This window comes from Paenibacillus luteus (assembly GCF_006542765.1).
In the GTDB taxonomy this organism is placed as follows: domain Bacteria; phylum Bacillota; class Bacilli; order Paenibacillales; family Paenibacillaceae; genus Pristimantibacillus; species Pristimantibacillus luteus.
Genome location: NZ_SKCD01000027.1, coordinates 19,541 through 43,231 on the forward strand (window position 1 = coordinate 19,541; position 23,691 = coordinate 43,231).

21 protein-coding genes are annotated in these 23,691 nt (G+C 49.1%); 19 read left to right on the forward strand and 2 right to left on the reverse strand.

Annotated features, from left to right (window positions below; translation table 11 throughout):
* Positions 1–107: 107 nt before the first annotated feature.
* The 13 genes from glmU (at position 108) to urtE (ending at position 16,228) form a co-directional block, all read left to right on the forward strand.
* Positions 108–1,505 carry a bifunctional UDP-N-acetylglucosamine diphosphorylase/glucosamine-1-phosphate N-acetyltransferase GlmU gene (glmU, locus tag E0496_RS20670; RefSeq protein WP_141503717.1) on the forward strand — a complete coding sequence of 466 codons (1,398 nt, stop codon included), beginning with the start codon at positions 108–110 and terminating at the stop codon, positions 1,503–1,505.
* Between the two features lie 301 nt (positions 1,506–1,806).
* The gene (locus tag E0496_RS20675; RefSeq protein WP_141503718.1) at positions 1,807–2,457 is read left to right on the forward strand and encodes a 50S ribosomal protein L25/general stress protein Ctc; all 651 of its coding nucleotides are present in this window, start codon (positions 1,807–1,809) and stop codon (positions 2,455–2,457) included.
* A 145-nt stretch (positions 2,458–2,602) separates the two neighbouring features.
* Positions 2,603–3,163 carry an aminoacyl-tRNA hydrolase gene (gene pth, locus E0496_RS20680; RefSeq protein WP_141503719.1) on the forward strand — a complete coding sequence of 187 codons (561 nt, stop codon included), beginning with the start codon at positions 2,603–2,605 and terminating at the stop codon, positions 3,161–3,163.
* Positions 3,164–3,226: 63 nt separating this feature from the next.
* Positions 3,227–3,457, forward strand: a complete 231-nt coding sequence (locus tag E0496_RS20685; RefSeq protein ID WP_141503720.1) for an anti-sigma-F factor Fin — start codon at positions 3,227–3,229, stop codon at positions 3,455–3,457.
* 109 nt (positions 3,458–3,566) lie between these two features.
* The gene (gene mfd / locus E0496_RS20690) at positions 3,567–7,094 is read left to right on the forward strand and encodes a transcription-repair coupling factor (protein ID WP_141503721.1); all 3,528 of its coding nucleotides are present in this window, start codon (positions 3,567–3,569) and stop codon (positions 7,092–7,094) included.
* 71 nt (positions 7,095–7,165) lie between these two features.
* Positions 7,166–8,236: a peptidylprolyl isomerase gene (locus tag E0496_RS20695; RefSeq protein ID WP_141503722.1), complete on the forward strand. Its 1,071-nt coding sequence runs from the start codon at positions 7,166–7,168 to the stop codon at positions 8,234–8,236.
* A 90-nt stretch (positions 8,237–8,326) separates the two neighbouring features.
* Complete coding sequence (locus E0496_RS20700; protein ID WP_141503723.1) at positions 8,327–9,904, forward strand: ABC transporter substrate-binding protein; 1,578 nt, start codon at positions 8,327–8,329, stop codon at positions 9,902–9,904.
* Positions 9,905–10,043: 139 nt separating this feature from the next.
* On the forward strand, positions 10,044–11,057 hold the full coding sequence (locus tag E0496_RS20705) for an iron-hydroxamate ABC transporter substrate-binding protein (protein ID WP_141503724.1): 1,014 nt from the start codon (positions 10,044–10,046) through the stop codon (positions 11,055–11,057).
* Positions 11,058–11,396: 339 nt separating this feature from the next.
* Complete coding sequence (urtA, locus tag E0496_RS20710; protein ID WP_175598099.1) at positions 11,397–12,668, forward strand: urea ABC transporter substrate-binding protein; 1,272 nt, start codon at positions 11,397–11,399, stop codon at positions 12,666–12,668.
* Positions 12,669–12,797: 129 nt separating this feature from the next.
* A complete protein-coding gene (urtB, locus tag E0496_RS20715; protein ID WP_141503725.1) occupies positions 12,798–13,703 on the forward strand; it encodes an urea ABC transporter permease subunit UrtB in 906 nt (301 codons plus the stop codon).
* Positions 13,704–13,724: 21 nt separating this feature from the next.
* Complete coding sequence (gene urtC, locus E0496_RS20720) at positions 13,725–14,807, forward strand: urea ABC transporter permease subunit UrtC (RefSeq protein ID WP_141503726.1); 1,083 nt, start codon at positions 13,725–13,727, stop codon at positions 14,805–14,807.
* Positions 14,779–15,555, forward strand: a complete 777-nt coding sequence (gene urtD / locus E0496_RS20725) for an urea ABC transporter ATP-binding protein UrtD (protein WP_141503727.1) — start codon at positions 14,779–14,781, stop codon at positions 15,553–15,555. Before urtC ends, urtD begins: the two co-directional genes overlap by 29 nt.
* Positions 15,533–16,228, forward strand: coding sequence for an urea ABC transporter ATP-binding subunit UrtE (gene urtE / locus E0496_RS20730; RefSeq protein WP_141503728.1), 696 nt, complete (start codon positions 15,533–15,535; stop codon positions 16,226–16,228). Before urtD ends, urtE begins: the two co-directional genes overlap by 23 nt.
* Positions 16,229–16,443: 215 nt before the next feature.
* Here the strand turns inward: urtE and E0496_RS20735 are convergent, their stop codons facing one another.
* Together E0496_RS20735 and E0496_RS20740 are read right to left on the reverse strand one after the other, a co-directional pair.
* Entirely contained in the window at positions 16,444–16,761 is a 318-nt protein-coding gene (locus E0496_RS20735) for a thioredoxin family protein (protein ID WP_141503729.1), read from the reverse strand.
* Between the two features lie 14 nt (positions 16,762–16,775).
* Entirely contained in the window at positions 16,776–17,141 is a 366-nt protein-coding gene (locus E0496_RS20740; RefSeq protein WP_141503730.1) for a MerR family transcriptional regulator, read from the reverse strand.
* A gap of 173 nt (positions 17,142–17,314) precedes the next feature.
* Between E0496_RS20740 and E0496_RS20745 the strand changes: the two genes are divergently transcribed.
* From E0496_RS20745 to E0496_RS20765, 6 genes are all read left to right on the forward strand, one after another.
* Entirely contained in the window at positions 17,315–18,187 is an 873-nt protein-coding gene (locus E0496_RS20745; protein WP_141503731.1) for an SPFH domain-containing protein, read from the forward strand.
* A gap of 12 nt (positions 18,188–18,199) precedes the next feature.
* Positions 18,200–18,373 (forward strand): type II toxin-antitoxin system antitoxin, encoded by a 174-nt coding sequence (locus E0496_RS20750; protein WP_141503732.1) that lies wholly within the window; start codon positions 18,200–18,202, stop codon positions 18,371–18,373.
* Positions 18,374–18,921: 548 nt separating this feature from the next.
* Entirely contained in the window at positions 18,922–19,695 is a 774-nt protein-coding gene (locus E0496_RS20755; RefSeq protein ID WP_141503733.1) for an ABC transporter ATP-binding protein, read from the forward strand.
* Positions 19,696–19,786: 91 nt separating this feature from the next.
* A complete protein-coding gene (locus E0496_RS35660) occupies positions 19,787–19,957 on the forward strand; it encodes a hypothetical protein (protein WP_161601508.1) in 171 nt (56 codons plus the stop codon).
* A 640-nt stretch (positions 19,958–20,597) separates the two neighbouring features.
* Positions 20,598–21,140, forward strand: a complete 543-nt coding sequence (gene spoVT, locus E0496_RS20760) for a stage V sporulation protein T (RefSeq protein ID WP_141503734.1) — start codon at positions 20,598–20,600, stop codon at positions 21,138–21,140.
* 151 nt (positions 21,141–21,291) lie between these two features.
* Positions 21,292–23,433: a polysaccharide biosynthesis protein gene (locus E0496_RS20765; RefSeq protein ID WP_141503735.1), complete on the forward strand. Its 2,142-nt coding sequence runs from the start codon at positions 21,292–21,294 to the stop codon at positions 23,431–23,433.
* The last annotated feature ends 258 nt before the right edge of the window (positions 23,434–23,691 follow it).

The window sequence follows — 23,691 nt, forward strand, 5'->3', positions numbered from 1 at the left end:
GCCAAAGAATGGCGATAGCCGTTTCATCTTCATAAAATTAATAGTTTGCTATTAGTAGCGTGTATTGCTTAAACTATCATTCATAGTATGTTTAGGAGGTCTTGGATTTGAAAGTTATGGCTATTGTGCTTGCTGCGGGACAGGGCAAGCGAATGAAGTCGAAATTATATAAAGTGCTGCATCCGGTATGCGGTAAGCCGATGGTTTCTCATGTGCTGGATGTAGTGAAGGAAGCAAAAGCGGAGCGGTCAGTGGTTATCGTTGGCTACGGCGCGGAAATGGTTAAGTCCTATTTGGGAGATGGCGCGGAATACGTCTTGCAGGAACAGCAGCTCGGTACGGGGCATGCGGTCCGTCAGGCGGAAGCTTTGCTAGGCGGCGAGGAAGGCACGACCATCGTCATTTGCGGCGATACACCACTGGTACAAGCGTCGACGATAAGCGCGATGCTTGAGCTGCACGTAGAAAGTGGTGCGGCTGGAACCGTGCTTACAGCGGCATTTGCAGATCCTACGGGATATGGACGGGTGATTCGGAGCGCGGACGGCACGGTACAACGTATCGTAGAGCAGAAGGATTGCTCGCCGGAAGAGGCGGCTGTAAACGAAATCAATACAGGTACGTATTGCTTCGATAACAAGAAACTATTTGCCGCGCTCGCAAACGTGACGAGCAACAATGCGCAAGGTGAATTTTATTTGACAGATGTGATAGGCCTATTCCGCGAATCTGGAGAGTCTGTTCAGGGTTATTGCACCTCTGACCTGGCTGAAGCCATTGGCGTGAATGACCGCGTTGCCCTGGCTGAAGCGGAGCGTTTCATGCGTGAACGCATAAACCGCAACCATTTGCTCGGCGGGGTCACTCTTATTGACGCTTCATCGACGTACATTGAAGCGGGAGTTCAAATCGGAGCGGATACGGTTATTTATCCTGGTACGGTATTGCGCGGTTCAACGGTAATTGGAGAAGACTGCGTGATCGGACCGCAAGCAGATATTTCGGACAGCACGATTGGAAATGGTGCATCGATTAAATATTCCGTTGTGGCGGAATCGGTTGTTGGCGATGAAAGCACAGTTGGTCCTTACGCAAATCTGCGTCCAGGCTCAAAGCTTGGCAAGGGCTGCAAAATCGGCGATTTCGTCGAGCTGAAAAACGCTACGCTGGACGATGGAAGCAAAGTATCGCATCTGAGCTATGTTGGCGACGCTAAAGTAGGCAAGGATGTCAATATCGGCTGCGGAGCTATAACCGTCAATTATGACGGCTACAATAAGTTTGTGACGGAGATTGGCGACAACGCCTTTGTCGGAAGCAACGTCAACTTGATCGCTCCTGTAAAAATTGGCGATGGCGCCTATGTTGTTGCAGGGTCAACCGTTACGCATGACGTGCCTGCCGGCGATCTTGCGATCGCACGTGAGCGTCAAGTGAATAAAGCAGGTTATGCGGATAAGATTCGCGGACGGGCGAAAGCCAAAAAAGAGAAGAAGCAGCAATAGACAATCGGCAATGATATACGAGAAGCAGAAGCAAATTCGAAACCATGAATTTGCTTCTGCTTTTTTTTTGTGCTGAGTAGACTCGATCAAAAATTGATTGTTAATGTTACTTTTCAATTTTTTAATGGAGCAAAGTTTAACCTTTCGCCAAAGTGGGTAAGTTATAGGGAATTCAAAAAACGAAGTAAGTTTTGCTTCACAAAACTAGGCGTATGCTTACGAAGTAAGTTTTGCTTCACAAAACTAGGCGTATGCTTACGAAGTAAGTTTTGCTTCACAAAACTTTTAGGAGGTAATCAATATGGCGATAGCTATGAATGCGGATCAACGAACTGGTACGACGAAAGGTGAATTGCGCCAATTGCGGCTCCAAGGTAAAGTTCCCGGCGTTATCTATGGAAAACAGTTGAGTAATGCCGCACAGGTGACGGTGGACGGCAAGGAGCTGCAATCGCTGCTTCGTTCCCATCCCAATGCGGTGCTTGAAATAAATGTGCCATCACACGGAAAAACTTCGGTTATGATTTCAGAGATTCAACGTGACTCTCTAAACCGCCAAGTGCTTCACGTCGATTTCCATCAAATCAATATGAACGAAAACGTAAAAGCCAATGTCCGCATTCAGGCCGAGGGGGATTCCCAAGGCGTGAGAGAAGGCGGCGTTCTGCAAGTGGTTATGCATGAGCTGGAGGTGCAGTGCTTACCTAACAACATCCCGGATGCAGTTACGGTAGACATTTCTTCCCTAGCGGTTGGAGAGAGCGTTCTGGTGGGCGATTTGAAGCTGCCTAAGGGCGTAGAATTAAGTGCTGACCCGGAGCAAGTGGTGCTGACCATTCTTGCGCCGCAGAAGGAGCTTACGGAGGAAGAAGCGGAGGATGCTGCCGTGGAGCTTGCCGAGGCGGAGTCTCGTTCCAAAGAAGAGCAGCTTGAAGGCGTTAAGAGCCTGTAATCGGCTCGTCATATTAAATAAATCCCGGCGCCGTTCCTCTCAGGACGGCGCTGTTTGTTGATTGTGCAGCCACTGGCGACTCCAGCCGTTTACGCTTACAATAGATTATGATACATTTGACCGTAAAGAAGGAGTGGAGTAAGCCATGAAGTGGATTGTTGGACTAGGAAATCCCGGCACCGCTTATCAAGGAACCCGGCATAATGTCGGTTTTATGGTGATTGATGAGTTGGCCAAACGTTGGGGAATCAGCGTAACCCAAAGCAAATGCAAAGCTTTAATCGGGGAAGGCAATGTGCAGGGCACAAAGGTGATCTTGATTAAACCGATGACATATATGAATTTATCCGGAGAGTCCGTCCGGTCGTTTATGGATTATTTTAAAGCCGATTTGGAGGATGGGGTCATTGTCTATGATGATCTTGACACGGAGATCGGCAAGCTGAGACTGCGTTACCAAGGGAGCGCGGGCGGCCATAACGGAATCAAGTCGCTGATTCAGCATTTGGGGACGCAGACATTCGACCGTGTTCGGATGGGGGTCTCGCGTCCACAGCCGGGCATGAATATTGCGGATTATGTTCTGTCCTCTTTTCCAAAAAGTGAAAAGGACAAGCTCGAAACCATGATCGCGGATGCATGTGACGCTATTGAGTTCAGACTAAAGGCGCCATTTGAAGAAACGATGGCAAAGTTTAACCGATAATCTGTTAGTTTATGATATTGCGGGCATACTGAAGGGTATAACGACCGTTCAGGAGGCATACATATGGCTGTAAACTATATTTGTCGGCATTGCAAAACTTCAATGGGATCTTTACACGGGTCCGATATAACAGAGCATCAGCTTGGTTTCCATTTCTTGACCCCCGAAGAGCGCAGCGATATAATAGCGTATGACCCAAATGGAGATGTAACGGTCAAAGTGGTCTGCGATTATTGCCGAGAGGCGATTGACGCGAACCCGGAGCTCCATTTGGTAGCTAATCCTCTTCAATGACGGAAAGTGAATAGTATGAGCCTTAGCGGACGGCTGAGGCTTATTTTCAATGTACAGGGAGCGATCGTATCACTCTCCGATTGTGTAAAGAAACGGGGTGTCGCAAACGTTGAAAGCGTTAATTAAAGCTTTTGCCGCGGATTCGGACGTACAGTCCGTTATATCCGGTATTCGTAAAGGCATGCGCGAGCAGATGATTTCTGGTCTCGCAGGCTCTTCCAGGCAAGTGCTCATTGCAGCGCTGCAGGAGGATGTAGAGCGTCCGATGCTCGTTGTGACGCATAATATGTTCTCTGCGCAGAAGATTGCAGAGGATTTGCAGGAATGTCTATCGTCAGAAATGGTGTTGTTATATCCCGCCAATGAGCTGGTTGCTGCTGAAGCGGCGATCTCAAGTCCTGAGACGCTGGCGCAGCGCATGGATGTGCTGATCAAGCTGTCCAAAGGCTACCGTGGGATTGTTGTCGTGCCTTTCTCAGGGGTACGGCGTTATTTGCCTATAAGCAGTGTGATGGCGGAGGCGCAAATCGAAGTCAAGGTTGGCGACTCGCTGCCGATTGACACCTTCCTGCGCCAAATGACAGCTCTTGGATATACAAGAGCCGATCGTGTGGAGCTGAGAGGTGAAATGAGCGTGCGGGGCGGGATTGTCGACTTTTATCCGTTGACAGCATCGCAAGCCTACCGGATTGAGTGGTTTGGGGATGACGTTGATTCCATCCGCGCTTTCGATCCTGCTGACCAGCGTTCATCCGACCGATTGGATTCTTATGTGGTTCTTCCTTGTCAGGAGCTTATGGCAGAAGGCAGCCGTATGGAGATTGCGGCCAATCATGCGCAGAAGCTTCTCGAGCAGCAGCTTGATAAGATGACAGACCGCACGGCAAAGGATCGTCTACGGACGGAGCTGGGCGGGGAACTGGAGCGGCTGCGTGAGCATGTCTATTTTCCAGAGATTTATAAATATATTTCACTGCTCTATCCAGAGCGGCAAACGATACTCGACTATATGCCAAGCGATACGCTGCTTATACTAGATGAGCCAACGCGATTAATAGAGACAGCTAAGCAGCTCGAACGGGACGAAGCCGAGTGGTCGATGCATTTGCTTCAAAACGGCAAGTCTTTGCCGGGCTTTGCACTTGCGCGCGACACTGATGAGATTTTGCATCATCGTCCGTTCCCGACGCTGTTTCTGTCCTTATTCCTTAGACAAATCCCACATTCTCAGCCGCAAAACATTTTGAATATGACTAGCCGGTCGATGCAAAATTTCCATGGGCAAATGAATGTGCTGAAATCGGAAATGGAGCGTTGGCGCAAGACAGGCGCTACAGTGATGATGCTGGCCGGAAACTCGGAGCGCATGGAGAGAATGCGCCGTGTACTCGACGATTACAGCATAGAGACGCCTACTCTGCTGGAAGGTAATTTGCAGTCCGGGTTCGAGCTGCCATCCTCCCATTTGGTTATTATTACTGAAGGCGAGATGTTCTCGCAGAAGCAGCGCAAAGCGCGCAAGCTGGACAAAAAAGTCGATAATGCCGAGAGAATCAAAAGCTATACCGAGCTTAAGGTTGGCGATTACGTCGTTCACCATAATCACGGAATCGGCAAGTATGTAGGTATCGGTACGCTTGAAATTGCCGGTATCCATAAAGATTACCTCCATATCCTCTACGCTGGCGGCGATAAGCTGTCGGTTCCGATAGAGCAAGTAGATATGATTCAGAAATATGTCGGCAACGAGGAGAAGGAGCCGAAGGTCAACAAGCTTGGCGGCAGTGAATGGACGCGTGCGAAGAGCAAAGTAAAAGCATCTGTACAGGATATTGCAGACGACTTGATCAAGCTGTATGCCGAGCGCCAGACGGCACCGGGCTATGCCTTTGGACAAGACACCTCGTATCAGAATGAATTCGAGGCTATGTTCCCTTATGACGAGACGCGTGACCAGCTCCGTGCGATCGAAGAGATCAAGAAGGACATGGAGAAAACCCAGCCGATGGACCGTTTGCTCTGCGGTGACGTAGGTTACGGCAAGACGGAGGTCGCGATCCGCGCAGCCTTTAAGTCGGCTATGGACAGCAAGCAGGTAGCGGTGCTGGTGCCGACGACGATTTTGGCGCAGCAGCATTATGAGACATTCCGCGAGCGCTTCGCGGGATATCCGATCAACGTGCAGGTGCTTAGCCGGTTCCGCTCCCGCAAGGAGCAGAATGAGACAATGAAGGGGCTGAAGGCGGGAACTGTTGATGTAGTCATTGGCACTCATCGTCTGCTGTCCCAGGATATTATTTTCAAATCATTAGGTCTGCTGATTGTCGACGAGGAGCAGCGCTTTGGCGTATCCCACAAGGAGAAGCTGAAGAAGCTGAAAACCAATGTCGATGTGCTTACGCTTACAGCGACTCCGATTCCGCGGACCTTGCATATGTCGATGCTCGGCGTGCGTGATTTGTCGGTTATTGAGACACCGCCGGAAAATCGCTTTCCTGTACAAACGTACGTGGTGGAGTACAGTCCATCCTTGGTGCGTGAAGCGATTGAGCGCGAGCTTGCCCGCGGCGGCCAAGTCTATTATCTCTATAATCGTGTACAGGGCATCTATCAAATGGCCGAGCAGATTAACGCGCTCGTCCCCGGTGCTAGAGTCGCTGTCGGGCACGGACAGATGTCGGAACAGGAGCTTGAGAAGACGATTCTCGACTTTCTGGACGGGGAGTCCGATGTGCTTGTCAGCACGAGCATCATTGAGACAGGCGTCGATATTCCGAACGTCAACACGTTGATTGTGCATGACGCGGACAAGATGGGCCTCTCGCAGCTCTATCAGCTGCGTGGGCGCGTAGGCCGGTCAAACCGGATTGCCTATGCGTATTTTACGTACCAGCGGGATAAGGTGCTGACGGAGGTTGCGGAGAAGCGTCTGCAATCCATTAAGGAATTTACGGAGCTCGGGTCCGGCTTCAAAATAGCAATGCGTGATTTATCGATTCGCGGAGCGGGCAATTTGCTTGGGGCAGAGCAGCATGGCTTCATCGCCTCTGTCGGCTTTGATATGTACTCCCAAATGCTGGCTGACGAGATCGCTAAGCGCAAAGCCGAGATGAGTGGGGAAGAAGTTAAGGAAGAGAAGCCGGTGAGCACACTTATCGACGTGAGCATAGACGCATATTTGCCATCGGATTATATTTACGACAGCATTCAAAAAATCGAAATCTACAAAAAAGTCGCCGCTATTCGTACGTTTGAAGAATCGGATGACGTGATCGACGAGCTGGTTGACCGCTTTGGAGATTTGCCGCAGGCGGTTAGCAATTTGCTTGCTGTAGCCAGACTTAAAGTGTACGGCACCTTGTATGGCATCGAGCAGTTTGGCGGGAAAGGCGATGACTTGCTTCTTCGCTTCGCGGTCAACGAGAAGCGAAGAATTGACCGGAAGAAAGTGGACCAGCTTTGCTTGAAGCATGAGAACCGATTTAAACAGAGCAGCGATCAGGAGCCAAACCCTAGTATATTGCTGCGGGGCAAGGGATTGAATATGGAGCAAAAGATTCATATGATCGAACAATTTTTGCAAGGCTATAAAGATGTTCTTGTCCAAACGGACAAATTGCAAAATGTGTCGCCATAGACAATATTCGCTTTCTGCGTCCCTTTTCTGATACAATACTAACAAGTTCATAAGATGAAAGGGGATTCAACATGTTACACAGTTCACGCAAATCGGCATGGCGCAAAGGCGCGCTGCTTATCGTGGCAGTCGTGCTGGTCTTGACGATGGCGGCATGCGGCGCGAAAGAGACAGAGGTTGCAACTTATAAGGGCGGCAGCGTAACCGATAAGGAGTTCAACAAGTATCTGGACGTATTCACGATCATGCAGCCAACTTATGCGCAAATTATTGAAATTCCGCAATTTAAGGAGCAGTTGCTCCAGCAGTATATCTCGTACAAAATTCTGGGAAGCCAAGCTTCTGACGAGTCCGTGAAGAAAGCTGAAGCGGATGTCAAAGAGCAAATGACACAATATAAAGACGCTCTGAAGCAAAACGCTGATCTAAAAGCATCGGTAGACGAGAAGAAATTGAAAAACAAAGATATGGAAAACTTTCTGCTGCTGACTTCTAAAGTGTCCGCACATATGAATGCTCAAGTAACAGACGATGAAATGAAAGCAGAATACGAGAAAAACCTAGTCAATTATGCGAAGGTTACCGTTCGTCATATCTTGGTTGCTACATCAACAACCGACCCAACAACGCAGGAGAAAAAAGAGCTTCGTACGGATGCAGAAGCTTTGGCTCGTGCCAAAGAAGTGAAAGAAAAGCTTGTGGCTGGCGGAGACTGGGCAGAATTGTCTAAAGAATACTCCGATGACACAGGCTCGAAAGACAAAGGTGGACAATACGTTGACCAACAAAACGGCAATTGGGTAGAAGAGTTCAAACAGGCGGCATTTAAACAAGAGATAGGCGTTGTTGGCGACCCTGTGGAAACAGAGTTTGGCTACCATGTTATTCTTGTTGAGAAACGTGATACGCCAGCTTACGCTGATCTTACTGATGAAGGAAAAGAGCCGGTAAGAAGCGTGCTTGCTAACGAGAAAATGAGTAAATTCATGACGGACGAGCTTCCGAAGCAAGAGATCGTCATTAAGCTTCCTAAAGCGGAAGAAGAGGCTCCTGCGAGTGACGCCCCTGCTGGCGACACACCGGCAAGCGATGCTCCAGCTGGTGAGGAAACACCAGCAACGGATGCACCTGCGACAAAATAAGCTTGAAGATACTCGATTCAGACCCTTTAACCGCAAGCTGGTTAAGGGGTCTTTTTCTGAAAAATATGCGAAGCAAGGGCTGATTGACGGGTGAAGACGAATCAATATGTGCTGCGAGAAGCGAGAAGCGTTGTTTTGAAGTTCCCTGATCCATCCAAGGAAATGGTGATACAGGCTCCTGCCCTATTTCTCCTTGGCGAGGGCCACGGCGTAATGGAGATGAATGACCAACAATATGAGCTAAGTTTTGGCTGTCTCCTGTTTGCTCACGGGGGAGCCAATGTTGTTATATCCAGCTCTGGCCAGTCTGATCTGCATCTTTATATGATTCAATTCACGCCTTACAAGCTGATGGAAGATACGCAAGATCGGCTTTTTTATCAACAGGATGGCGAAGGGCTCCCAAGCAACGGTTTGATTGCGACTAACCGCTTTGGCGTTTTGATTGGCCTATTCAAGGCCATTATTGAAGATTATGAATCTGAGGCCACCGAAAACCCTTTGGAGGGTCAGAGATTGCTGCTTGAGCTGCTGCAAGAGGTACTGATTACAAATCGGCAAATCCCTCAATATAATCACGCAACACCGATACAAAAGGCCATTCACTACATAAAGGAAAATTACAATACGAAGCTGGAACGCCCCTTTCTGGCGCATTTAACCGGCTACCATCCGCATTATTTATCTAAGCAATTTCATAAGGAGACGGGAAAAAGCTTGTCGGATTATATTTTGCAAATTCGTATAGATAAGGCAAAAGAGCTCCTGTCGATTACCAGCAGCCATATTAATGAGATCGCATCGGAAGTGGGATATGCGGATGCCTTGTATTTTAGCCGGAAATTCAAGCAAGCGACGGGCGGTTATCCAACTGAATTTCGTCAAAGTCCTAAGCGCATCGTGGCTTTTCAATATATCGGCACTTTGTTGGCCTTAGGCATTACGCCGGTTGGCGTAGATGCACGTTTGGTTCGACACTCACAGCTGCTGAGGAGCGAGTTGGCCGACATCCCGTCTTTCGAAGAATGGGAGAGTCATAAGGTGCGCATGCTGCAGCCGGATATTATCGTTGCGCCTAATTATTTCAGAGCAGACCAGCTTCGCCAACTTCGTGAAATCGCGCCAGTTATTACACAATCGTGGGAAGAAATAAGCCCGCTGGAACGAATGCGAATGATTGGGCAAATTGTTGGAAAGCAGCGTGAGGCGGAAAATTGGATTTATCAGTTTAACCATATGGCTGGCCAGTTAAGACGCAAGCTTGAGCATGTGATTGAAGCGGGAGAAACGGTTGCTGCCTATGAAATTGCAGACGGTAATGTGTATGCGCTTAGCAGGCAGGACCGTGGGGCTTATGCTTTATATGACGCACTAGGATGTACGCCGCCTGCTGCGCTCAAGCAAAATGTGCTGGATGTGGGGAAAAGCAAAATTATATCGCTGGAGGAGCTTCCTGGCTACGCGGCTGATCATATGGTGGTTAGTATATATGACGAGGCTGGAATGGAAAATACGAACCGTTTATTGGCGAGCGAAATGTGGCAGCAGCTACCCGCTGTTAGGAAGAATCGAATGTATTCCATTCCGGTAAATAAATGGTTCTCTAACGATGGCGTTTCCTTGCAGAAGCTTACAGTACTGTTGGCCCAGTTGTTTTTGTCCCAATAAGCAGGTGACAATAATCCATATGACATGGTGACTTTTATCTATGGACGATGAATGAAGCCATCTGATATGCTTCTAACGATAATGATTCGCATTATCACAAATGCGAAATTGTTGTTGAACGTAACTAGGGAGGCTCATCATGTTAAAGAGAAAATCGTTGTTATTCATTAGTGCGTTAATTCTTATGCTGTCTGTACTCGTATCTGCCTGCGGGGGAGCGAATAATACAACAAATAGCAAAACTTCGACGAATACACCGGCAGAAACGGAAGCGCCAGCGCCAACGGAAGCACCTGTGGCTGAGTACCGCAGCTTCGATACAACGAAGGGCGCTGTTCAGATTCCGGTTAAACCACTCCGTGTTGTTACCGACTATTACGGCGGGGAACTGTTGTCGGTAGGGGCAAATGTGGTTGGCGTGGAGCCAAGCGCTTTCGACAATCCGTTTATTGCTGAGCAGTTGAAGGACGTTGCGGATGTAGGAGCTCCAATTAATGTGGAGAAAGTATTGGAACTAAAGCCTGATTTAATCGTGGTGATGTATGACGAGAGCTATGAATCCTTGTCCAAAATCGCTCCTACACTATATCTGCCTTACGGCACGGCATCGGATATCTATGAGAGCGTACGGTTGTTTGGCGATATTGTCGGAGACAAAGAGAAGGCAGAACAATTCATCACAGCCTATGACCAAAAGGCCAAGGAAGGCCGCGAGAAGCTGAAAGGTATCGTAGATGAGAATACGACGGTTGGTATTTTTGAGTTGACCGACAAAGGCGAAATCTGGATGTTCGGAGAAAATTCGGGGCGCTCGGGTCAAGCGGTATATAACGCATTGGGATTAAAAATTCCCGATTCCATCAAAAAACAAGTAGATGCAAACGGCGGATTCTTCCAGCTGTCCAAAGAAGCATTGCCTGAATATGCGGCGGACTACATGTTCATGACCGTTTATGATCCGGAGAAAAAGGGCGAGGCGATAAAACAATTGACAGACCTGGCCGTATGGAAAGGTTTGGACGCAGTAAAAAACAATCAGTATTTTGAAAACGATTTTGATACCTTCTATCGTTATGACCCACTCGCTATAAGCGGACAGGTCGATCTAATCGTAGATATGCTTATCGCAAGAGCGGACGAGAATAAGAAATAATACGGATATGTAACAAGTAAACCCATCTTAAGGCACATGCCTTGAGATGGGTTTTTTATTTCTTTTATATATGTAATGATATCTGTCATAAATAATCTAAATCGAACATATAAGAAGAGATCCATACGTCAGTAAGGTCAAAATACCTAACGTAAATCGAATAAAAATACCCCTAAATTCCTATTTTTTATAAAAAATCTACCCCCTGAAAATTTTGGTGTAAAGTATATTGACATCCATATAATGGTCAATCTATAATGAAAGCACGAACGATGGAGTTGCAAAAGGCTTGATCGTTCGGAAAAAACAGATAAATACATAGAATTGGGGAGTGGGAAGATGAAAAAGAGAATGTTTTATCAATGCGGCTTGTTGCTTGTGGCTTTAACGATTGTATTGGCAGGCTGCGGAGGAAACAACAAACCGGCATCTACGAACTCAGAAACGGATAAACCGACCAATGCAGCAAATACAGGTGGAAGCGCGGAGGGGGAAATTAAAGTCGGCATTCTTCACTCGCAGAGCGGCACGATGGCCATTAGCGAGGTGTCGGTTATCGATGCGGAAATGATGGCTATCGACGAGATTAATGCAGCTGGCGGTGTGTTAGGCAAAAAAATCGTACCTGTGCTTGAGGATGGAGCGTCGGATTGGCCGACCTTTGCAGAGAAAGCGCGCAAGCTGATCTCCGAAGATAAGGTAGCTACGGTATTCGGCGGCTGGACTTCCGCAAGCCGGAAGGCGATGAAGCCGGTATTCGAGGAGCTGAACGGCTTGCTCTGGTATCCCGTCCAGTATGAAGGCTTGGAATCATCCCCTAATATTTTCTACACAGGTGCAACGACCAATCAACAGATCGTACCTTCGGTCTCCTGGCTGCTCGAAAACCGCGGCAAGAAATTTTATTTGCTCGGATCGGATTATGTCTTCCCCCGCACGGCAAACCTCGTCATTAAAGAACAGTTGAAAGCGGAAGGCGGCGAACTGGTGGGCGAAGAGTATACTCCGCTCGGCCATACCGATTATAGTACGCTGATCAGCAAGATTAAGGCGGCTAAACCGGATGTGGTATACAACACCTTAAACGGCGACAGCAACGTAGCCTTCTTCAAGCAATTGAAGGATGCGGGTATTACGGCAAAGGATCTAACGACATTATCAGTTTCTGTTGCAGAGGAAGAGATTCGCGGTATTGGCGTTGATGTGCTGGAAGGTCATTTGGCGGCATGGAATTACTACCAAACGACGGATACGCCGGCTAACAAAACTTTCGTTGAAAATTACAAAAAGAAATACGGCGATGAACGTGTTACGGCTGATCCAATCGAGGCTGGTTACACAGCAGTGTACTTATGGGCAGCAGCTGTAGAGAAAGCAGGCTCGACGGAAGTGGATAAGGTGAAAGAAGCGGCAAAAGAGCTGGAGTGGGATGCTCCAGAAGGAAAAGTGAAAATTGATGGAGCAACGCAGCACATTTACAAAACCGTACGTATTGGCGAAGTGCAGGCCAATGGCCAATTCAAGGAATTGTGGAATTCGGGTGAAGCAGTGAAGCCGGATCCCTACTTGAAAGGCTATGAATGGGCAGCTAGCATTCAGCCGACGGAATAATTCATAAGCAAGCTATGGTCTAATACGCAGCAATACATGGGGGAGTATTCGATCGCTTCGAATGCTTCCCTTCTGTTTTTTTGCGACAGAGATAGGCGTAAGCCATTTACGCATGAAAGGAGCGGTCACATGGAATTATTTCTGCTGCAGCTGTTCAACGGTTTAAGTATCAGCTCTATTCTCCTACTAGTTGCCTTGGGGCTTGCGATCACGTTTGGATTAATGAAGGTCATCAACATGGCACATGGCGAGCTCATTATGATTGGCGCTTATTCAACCTATTTAACGCAAAACCTGTTCCATGATTATTTACCCAAATCAATGTTCGATTGGTATTTCGTATTGGCGGTTCCTGTGAGCTTCGCTATTGCTTTCGTATTTGGCCTTATTCTTGAAATGTCCTTGATCCGTTTCTTATATGGCCGTCCGCTCGATAGCTTGCTGGCAACCTGGGGAGTCGGGCTGGTTCTCCAGCAGCTGGCAAGATCAATCTTCGGCGCTCCGAACGTGGCGGTTACAAGTCCAGCTTGGCTCAATGGCGGGCTGAAGATTATGGATGGTACTTTGCTTCCTTATAAACGGATTTTTATTATCGCGCTCGTTATTGCCTGTCTAGTAGCGATGTACTTCTATATTTACAGAAGCCATGAGGGACGGAGGATGCGCGCAGTTATGCAAAATCGCGATATGGCAGCTTGTCTTGGGGTATCGACGAGACGTGTTGATGCCATGACCTTTGCCATTGGCTCTGGTATTGCGGGAATTGCCGGGTGCGCACTGACACTGCTCGGACCGATCGGACCTTCGCTTGGCACCTATTATATCGTTGATGCGTTCATGGTCGTCGTCCTTGGCGGTGTAGGCAAGCTGGTTGGAACGGTGCTTGGAGCGATGGGGATCGGTATGTTTAATACCTTATTCGAATATTGGACGAATGCATCGCTTGGCAAGGTGCTCGTGTTCGTTTGTATCGTTGCATTCCTTCAATGGAGGCCAATGGGACTTGTAGCCATGCGCTCGCGGTCGCTTGATTAGGATAAGAAAGGTGTGAGGCTCATGCGATTGCAAAAGTTTACTCCGCAGCGAATATGGATACTGATTGGATATGCGGCCACGGCCGCGGCGCTTTTCTCGGCACCGCTCTTTGTGAGTGATTTCAGGCTTAACTTGCTGGCGAAATTTCTGGCCTTTGCCATTGTGGCGCTCGGGCTTGATCTGATATGGGGTTATACCGGTATTCTGAGTCTCGGTCACGGTATTTTCTTCGGGCTAGGCGCTTATGCGATGGCCATGTATTTGAAGCTGGAGGCGAGTGGAGGGAAGCCACCGGATTTCATGGGCTGGAGCGGCTTGAAGGAGCTTCCTTTGTTTTGGCAGCCATTCCAAAGCTTCTGGTTTGCCGTCGCCATGGGAATAGCCATTCCTGCGCTGCTTGCTTTAATTCTTGGTTACGTGACGTTCCGCAACCGGATACGCGGCGTTTACTTCACCATTTTGACGCAGGCTCTGGTTATCATTACTACGACGCTTCTTATAGGTCAGCAGGCATTTACGGGCGGAACGAACGGGTTAACCGGTTATTCTACTGTTCTAGGGTTCTCAATTGGTTCACCAGAAACGAAGCGGGTGCTCTATTATATAACGGTTGTAGCTCTAATCGGCATATTCGTGTTCTGTCGTTATATCATCGGCAGTCGCTTCGGCAAGGTGCTTCGGGCTATTCGGGATGGCGAGAACCGTGTTCGTTTTATCGGATACAATCCAGCAATTTATCAAATGGTTGTTTTTACGATCTCTGCTGCTATCGCGGGTATAGCAGGTATGCTGTTCGTGCTGCATGTCGGCATTATATCGCCGTCCATGCTGGGCATTGTGCCGTCGATTGAAATGGTGCTATGGGTAGCCATTGGAGGGCGAGGAACGCTCGTTGGCGCGGCGCTGGGTGCGATTCTCATGAACTGGGCCAAAAGTGAATTCAGCACGGCGTATCCGCAAGGCTGGCTTTTCTTTATGGGGCTGTTGTTTGTTGTCGTTGTCGTCTTTATGCCTAAGGGCGTAGCTGGTCTGGTCAGTCAAATCAAGTTCCGCAAAAAGAGGAGGGAACCGAAGCATGAAGGAGTCCGCAATCCTGCTGTGTGATGATGTAACGGTTGAATTTGACGGGTTTAAGGCGGTTCAAGGGATGAATTTAAAGCTGGAGAAAGGCGAGCTTCGTTTTCTTATCGGTCCCAATGGTGCGGGAAAGACAACGATGCTGGATGTGATTTGCGGCAAAGTGCGGCCATCGATGGGGAGGGTTACCTTTCATGGCAAGGTGGATATTACGAAAAAGAAAGAGCATCAGATTGCCGAGCTTGGCATCGGCCGGAAGTTCCAGGCGCCTTCGATCTTTCCTTCCATGACGGTCATTGAAAATTTGGAGATCGCGATGCGTCAGAAACGGTCGGTGTTTGCGACGCTGTTCGCAAAGATGGCCGAGGAGGAACGCTCGCGCATTGATGGACAGCTGGCGATGATTGGTCTGCAGCAAAAAGCGGAATGGCGCGCCGGAGGGCTGTCGCATGGGGAGAAGCAGTGGCTTGAAATTGGGATGATGCTGCTGCAGGAACCGGAAATTTTGCTGCTGGATGAGCCGGTTGCGGGAATGACGGATAAGGAAACGGATAAGACGGGCGAGCTGCTCCATCAGATTGCGCGCAAGCGTTCGGTTGTTGTCGTGGAGCATGATATGGAATTTGTCCGAAATTTTGCGAGCAAGGTAACGGTCATGCATGAAGGAAGGCTCCTTAAGGAAGGCTCGATGGATGAGGTTCAACGGGATGATCGCGTAGCGGAAGTGTATCTGGGGAAAAGGCGGGATGCCGATGTTAGCCGTTCAACAGCTTGAGGCCGGGTATGGCGAGAGTGTAATATTGCGCGAGGTGTCGCTAAAGGTAAAGCAGGGGCAGGTCGTCTGTTTACTGGGACGTAACGGCGTTGGGAAGACGACGCTAATGAAGAGCATTATGGGGCTGTTGAAGGCCCGCGTGGGGACGGTTTCCTACAATGGCTCTGACCTTACGAAGAAAGCGCCAGGAATAAGGGCAAAAAGCGGCATTGGCTATGTGCCGCAGGGGCGTGAAATATTTGCGCAGCTGTCGGTTTATGAGAATTTACTGCTGGGCTTGGAGGCTTCGCGGACGAAGCTGACAGCTGTCCCGGATGAAGCGATAGCAAAGTTTCCTGTTCTGCCGACGATGTATACGCGCCGCGGGGGTGATCTGAGCGGCGGACAGCAGCAGCAGCTTGCGTTCGCAAGGGCGCTTGCTTCTAAACCGGAGGTACTGCTGCTAGATGAGCCATGTGAGGGGATTCAGCCTTCGATTGTAGACGACATCAGGGACGTTATCCGCTCAATAAAGGCGGATGGCAAGACGGCCATCCTGCTGGTGGAGCAGAGCCTGGAATTCGTGAAGAGCGTCGGTGACTATTTCTATGTGCTGGAGAAAGGTGCGATTGCTTGGGAGGGCGGATTGGAGTCGCTGGACGACGAGGTTATTCGCAAGTATTTAACTGTTTGAGGAAACAGCAAGAAAGTACGCCCCCTCCTGATTTAGGAGGAGGCGCTTTTTTTGTTGAAGTTTAAAATTATAGATGTTTTCTTCTCACTTGAGTTAGATGGGATTTCTCCCTCTAATTCCGGATTAAATGCCGAAAATGGCTTGAAACCGTTAGAATAACGGGAGAAATTCCAGTCCAAACATAATCATTTCATAGCCACCGATTGCAGTTAGATTTATAAATATTTTTGGAGGACTGCTTGATAGTTTGATTTTGGACGAAGACCTACGAGCTTATCCATCGGTACGCCATCTTTATACACAATCACGGTAGGTGTGCCGAGAATGCCAGCTTTGGAAGCGGCTGCTGGCAAGTCCTCGCAGTTCACTTTAACGAAACGGGCCGCACCGTTCATTTCTTCCTCTAATTCCTCCAAGACGCCTAGCAAGGTTTTGCAGGGCGGGCAATAAGGCGCAGCGTAATCGACAAGAACGACTCCTTGGCTTAGGGCTGAGTCGAGTGTGTGCTCTGAATCTGCATTAATCATAGCCATTTTTATTTCTCCTCCTATATATTAGGTTCAGGTTCCGTCTTCGTAAGCGAAGCGATTCGATCGAGCAAATTGATTCTGATCTGGCTAAGTTCTATGATTTGCCGATCGATATCCGCCAGCTTTTTGTGGTACACCGGCAGCACCTCGGAGCAAAATGCTTCTTTATTTTGAAGCACGCAGGTAAGAAAACCGGCAATTTGCTCCGTTGTTAAGCCCAGATTCAAATACAGCTTGATGCTCTCTACCGTCTCAACTGCAAGAGGTGAGTATTCTCGATAACCGTTCGCTTGGCGGACGGATGTGAGTAATCCGCAATGTTCATAATGGCGAAGTGAGCGAACACTGACGCCTGTTTGTTGTGACAATTCACCGATTTTCATGTGGTACCCCCGGGGTTATGAAATGGTTTAATTGTAGTATAAACCCTGACATCAGTGTAAGGGTCAAATCTTTTTTTAGAAAAGGGCGGCTATATCGATTGCTTATATTTGTAAAAAGTGATATCATTTTTATATCAAAACAATATATATATTCCGTTGAAGGAGTGGGTGTCATGAAGGAGAAAAAGGCTTGGTATGTGAGTGGTTATATGGCTCTGTTATTTGCCATTGTCGCTGGAGCAGGGGGGATATATCTATTCATATCTCAAACGTCGCAGAATCAACCTTCCGGCTTAATGATAGGAGTTGGCATATTTTTGGTGTTGCTATCAGCCTTATGCCTATCCTCGCTTATGATCGTACAGCCGAACGAGGCGAAGGTTGTAACGTTGTTTGGTACCTATATGGGTTCCGTTCTGGAGAGTGGCCTATGGATGGTGCTGCCGCTGACGAGCAAAGCTAAAATCTCGCTAAAGGTGCGTAACTTTAATAGCCAGACGCTCAAGGTAAACGATGCCGAGGGGAATCCGGTTGAGATTGGGGCAGTAGTCGTATTTAAAGTCATGGATACCGCAAGAGCAAGCTTTGATGTCGATAATTACGAACGTTTTGTTGAAATTCAAAGCGAAACGGCGGTCAGGCATATTGCGGCGCAATATCCTTATGATGTGTTCTCCGAAGACGTGGCTTTGTCCTTAAGAGGCAATGCGGACGAAGTGGCGGCAGAGCTTAATCGGGAATTGCAAAATCGCCTTTCGGTCGCTGGCGTTAAGGTGATTGAGACTCGTCTTACGCATTTGGCTTATGCGCAGGAGATTGCAAGTGCAATGCTCCAGCGGCAGCAAGCGATCGCGATTGTGGCAGCACGCTCCAAAATCGTTGAAGGAGCCGTCGGCATGGTGGATATGGCGCTTCGGCAGCTTGAAGCAAACGGTATCACTCTGGATGATGAGCGTCGGGCTGCTATGGTGAACAACTTAATGGTTTCGATTGTGTCCGATCGTGCCGCTACTCCTGTGATTAATACAGGAACGCTGTACGGCTAGAGGCTGATTGAAATGGCAAAAGAAAAGAAAGCATTTCCGCTTCGATTGGATCCTGAACTTCACCGCGCGTTGGAGCAGTGGGCGGCGGATGAATTCCGGAGCGTCAATGGGCACATTGAATTTTTGCTGAGAGAAGCGCTGGGCAAGGCAGGGCGGCTGAAGAAGCCGCCCAAGGAAGAAAACTAATCCTGTTAAGGGGAAAAGTGGAGTTCCGAAAGAAAGTAGTTAAAGGAGTTAGAGGAAATGGCTGTGCGGAAATCATTCTGCACGGCCTATTTTTGCGTTGAATATGGGTACGGCTTTATCGACGATCGATGGTTAATCGGAAATGGATAGGGTGGATAAGAGCTTGAATATCTATGGGTATATAATGTTAGATAACGTTACATAATTATTGACGAAAGTGTATTCTAGACGCTATAATTGAAACTAAGGTTAGGTTTCATGACAATTAAATATAGGTTCTCCTCCGTAATGTGGGTGGGAACAAAAAAAGCTGTCTAGGGTTCCGTTCAAACGACATGCAGCCTCTGTATATTTCATGCAGAAGTGGCAAACGTTTGAGTTCTGGTCCGAGAGATAGCGTATAGCGAACAGGTGGCCATGACTAGCTCTAACCTGAGGCTGTATAACACGGAAGGATAAAAGCATGGGAGACACTCTCCTGGGCTTTTTTTAATTAATATTGTTTGAATAAGCCATTTATTTAATGAAATCTACTGGGGAGTGATCTTATGCTGACAGCTAAATCGACTAACGGGACCATTGAGATTCACGGATTGCAAAAGGTATATGAGTCAAAGAAAAGCCGTTTCGAGGCTCTTCGCGACATCGACCTGACCATTGGTGAAAACGAGTTTCTCACGATTGTAGGACCTTCAGGCTGCGGCAAATCAACGCTACTTCGCATGGTGGCAGGCTTGGACGAGCCAAGCGGCGGGTCGCTTCGCGTGGATGGTGAGGAAATTATCGGACCGGGCGCTGATCGGGGCATGGTTTTTCAAGGCTATACGTTGTTTCCTTGGTTAACCGTCCGGGAAAACATTGAATACGGCATGAAGCTGAAAGGAATTTCAATTTTGGACCGCCGCAAGCTGTCTAATTATTTTCTAAAGGTCATTCGCCTTGAATCGTTTGCCAAGTCCTACCCGAAGCAATTGTCCGGTGGCATGAAGCAGCGGGTGGCCATTGCGCGGGCACTTGCCAATCGGCCGAAGGTGCTGCTGATGGATGAACCTTTTGGGGCACTGGATGCGCAGACGAAGCTGGAGATGCAGGAGATGCTCCTTGAGGTATGGGAGAGGGAGAAGACGACCGTTCTCTTTATTACTCATGATATTGATGAGGCGATATTTCTGTCGCAACGCATCGTGGTTATGGGAGCCGGACCGGGCCGGATTTTGAAGGAATATTGCGTCGAACTGCCTGAGGGGAGAACGCCTGAGGTGCGTGAGCATCCCGATTTTTTGGCGCTTAAGCGGGAATTGAGTCAGCTTCTTAAGCATTAAATCAAGGTTTTTAGCGGTATGCAGGCTGCTGTGGGAGAGTGTTAGAGCAACTAAAATGGTTCTTATCCAAACCATAAGGGAGGAAATAAGAATGATGGCAATTGAGCGAGCGAAGGAAATAGAAGCTTCTAAGGGGCAGAAATTAATACCCCTGGTGACATCAAAGAAGAGTAGTACTGTCCTTGCGGTGTTTGGCGTGATCGCTACCGTTCTGTTTTTCCGACATCCGGAGGCTTTTTCCAAAACGGCAACGGCAGGATAAAAAAGCGTATATGTTCCTCTATCACATCCGTGTTCAATTCTTCAACTCCTCCGGCATTCGACAGCTTATCAAGTCTATAACTACCACTGACTATGATAAAAGCTGTCGTCGCCGTTTAACCACTCATCCCAACAGTTGTGCATTCGCGTGTGCGTCACTTAGATAATCCCCTCAGGACTAGCTTTGCCATTTATTTAAGCTTTCTTCACTTTTTCCTTTCAAATGTGGATGATTTTTGCTGCATGACCCCCATAAAAAAATGAATTTTCACGAAAAAAGTAAAAGGGTAATCTGAAAATGTGTGACGCATGAGGATGGAAGTTGATTTAAATAGATCGAATAAGCCATCTGGCCACTCAACCAAAATATTCTGATTAGGATGCAAGCAAAAGCAGGAAACGGGGCATGCTGAAAAGGGATGATAAGGAAGTGGAAGCACGAAAACGAGCCGTGCAATTGGCCGTTTTTGTACAAGGAGATGGAACGTTTGGTCGGAAATGTCATCCGTGTATAAGATATTGGGAGCGGATGAATACTATGGTCAGATTCAAAATCTTTGAAGGATGTTTCTTCTTCGTTATAAACGAGCAGCAAAAGTCCAGTCGATTCAAAATCCTCTAGGAAAGCGGGGCAACAAGAAATGAAAGCAACTGGAATTGTACGTCGCATCGATGATCTCGGGCGTGTGGTGATTCCGAAGGAGATCCGCCGTACACTGCGTATTCGCGAGGGTGACCCTCTAGAAATATTTGTAGATCGCGATGGCGAAGTTATTTTGAAAAAATATTCTCCTATCGGTGAACTGGGCGATTTCGCTAAGGAATATGCGGAGTCGTTATTTGAGGGCACGAACCATGTAACCTTAATTACGGACCGGGACAACATCATTGCTGTCGCTGGAGCATCCAAGAAAGAGCTGTTGGACAAGCAAGTCGGGGCTGCTCTGGAGAGCTGTATGGAAAACCGCAAAACGATGGCAGAGGCTAACGGCGGCGCATTCGAAATCATTAAGGATACGCAGGAGAATTACAGCTCCTTCGTCATTGCTCCGATCATTGCGGGCGGTGATCCAATTGGTACCGTTGTGCTGTTAAGCAAGGATGAATCGGTGAAAATGGCTAATATGGAAACCAAGATGGCAGAGACGGCGGCGGGTTTTCTAGCCAAGCAAATGGAGCAATAAATTGCGAAATGTTTGAAAAAGGGAATAAAAGAGTGTGGAGACAGCTTCTTTGATCAAGAGAAATCTTGATTGGGGAAGCTTTTTCAAGGTTTGCGATTGTGAGGTATAATAAAGACCAATATCAATCGAGGGATAGGCAGGAGTGTGGCAGATGAACCGCAAGCCGGGGAAAAGTGGACTTGCAGCGGATGAGCTGGAGCTGGCGAGTGGTCGGAAGACGGGGGATGCCGCCGTTAAAGGGGCGGGAGACAAGAGCGGAGCTGGAGCATTGCTTCCTTCTTTGGAAGGTGAAGCATCTGCTGAGGTGGGGGATCAACCGTCCGAAGAAGGTAGAGTTCAAGTGGGGCGCGGCTCTAAACGGCTTCTTGTGAATGGCGTCGTGCTGATGGCAGGCGCGGCTTTGCTGTCTAAGCTAATCGGCGTTTTTCAGAAAATACCGCTGCAAAATTTGGCGGGAGACCGGGTATTTGGTATCTATAACGCGGTTTATCCGTTTTACCAACTGGCGGCTTCTCTGGCAACAGCCGGGTTGCCTACGGCGGTCTCATTGCTCATTGCGGAGAGGCTGCGCAGAGGAAATGACACGGAGGGCGTAAGGAGAACGTTATATGCGGCGTTGCTGCTACTTGGTATGACAGGCATTGTGTCCTTTGGCTTCATGTGGGCGGGATCGGAGCAAGTGGCGCGATGGATTGGTGATGCGGAAACGGCGGGAGCGATACGATCGGTATCCTTTGCTCTGCTGTTGGCTCCTTTCGTCGCCGCATTGCGTGGTTATATGCAGGGTCTTGGAAAGATGGGATTGTCTGCTGCGTCGCAGGTTGCCGAGCAAATGATACGGGTTGGTGTAATGCTTCTTGTGCTGGGATTAAGCTGGTCAGCGGGCTGGGGGGAGGCATCTGTAGCCTCGGGCGTAATGAGCGGTTCTGCTTTCGGAGGAGCAGCAGCTTTGCTGATCCTAGTTGTATATTCATGGAGCAAACGTACGGGCGAGCGTTTCAGTCGCAAAGTTGGTGCTTTAAAAGAGGAAATTAAAAAGCTTGCTGTCATAGCCCTGCCTGTTGCGCTCGGGGCCGTTGTCGTTCCGGTACTTGGCGTTGTGGATGCCTTTACTGTACCGCGATTGCTGCAAGTAAGCGGAGCCTCTGAGGCGCATGCGATGGGAATGTTCGGCATTTACAGTAGGGCACAGCCGCTAGTCCAGTTAGTTGTTATGGTCGCTGGAGCTGCCGCGGCTGCGATGGTACCAGGGCTTGCGCTTGCGCGGATGCGGGGTGCCTACGGGCAGTTGCGTATGCAGCTCTCGCTTGTCGAACGGGCGGCATGGGGGATTGGAGCGGCAGCAGCCGTGGGACTTGTACTACTTGCGGAGCCGCTCAATATTATGCTGTATGAGGACGCGAAAGGAACCATAGCGTTTGCATTAATTGGCTGCACTGCGCTTGCTGGCAGCGTGAACGCGGTAACAGCACCGGTGCTGCAAAGCCTTGGCGCAGTGCGAATTCCGGCTTTTCTGCTGCTATTGGCGGCTGTGCTGAAAGGCGTGCTTAACGCTGTGCTTGTTCCTGCATACGGCATTGAAGGCGCGGCGATTGGCGGGGTCGTTGCCTTAAGTGTTGCTGCGCTGCTTGGCACGATTGCTGTTCGCTATCATGCCGCAGCAGCGGGAGCGTCATTGACGGGTACTTGGGGAACCATGCGCGGCGAGTCTTACATCAGTGAGCGTGTGAATGCGGCGGAACGCGGGAGCGATGGGGCGAGCGGTGGAGCGGAAGGCGTGAGCGGAGCGGCGGAAAGCGGGAGCGATGGGGCGAGCGGTGGAGCGGAAGGCGTGAGCGGAGCGGCGGAAAGCGGGAGCGATGGGGCGAGCGGTGGAGCCGAAGGCGTGAGTGGAGCGGAAGGTGGAGCCGAAGGTGCGAGTGGAGCGGCGGAACGCGGGAGCGATGGGGCGAGCGGTGGAGCGGAAGGTGCGAGTGGAGCGGCGAAGCGGGGACGTTGGCCGGCGCCTGGACGCGCGGCCGCAGGCACGGGCTTTGCGCTCGCGGTCATGGCCGCGGCGCTTCTTGTCGCCGAGCGAGCGCTGAACGCCGCGCTCGGCGGGCTGCCGCCTAGGGCGGCAGCAGCTGCGCTTGCGCTGACGTGCGTGGCCGTCGGCGCTTGCGCCTTTGGCGCCGCGGCATTGCGCGGTGGCGCTGTGAGCGCGCGCGAATTGCGCGCGCTGCCGGGCGGCGGCGTATTGGCCGCCCGCTTGCGGCGCTGGCGGCTTATTCCGCCAGCGAAAGATGAGAGCTAATCGGCGAAATAGCGGTTAGCTCCTACAAATGCAGCATCTTGGCTCAAGCTTTAGATGCCTTTAAAAAAATGTTTTGAGACAGGGAGCCTTTCAAGCCTGCTCTAACAGGATGAATGACTATGTAATGCGACTATACATCAGTAAAAATTAAAACTCATGATTTCGTTGAATGACCGATCCATATAAGATCTGTTTTCACAGTTTACTCTACCCATTTCGTTTCCGTTATTTCGATCAAGTTGATCAACAATATTTCTA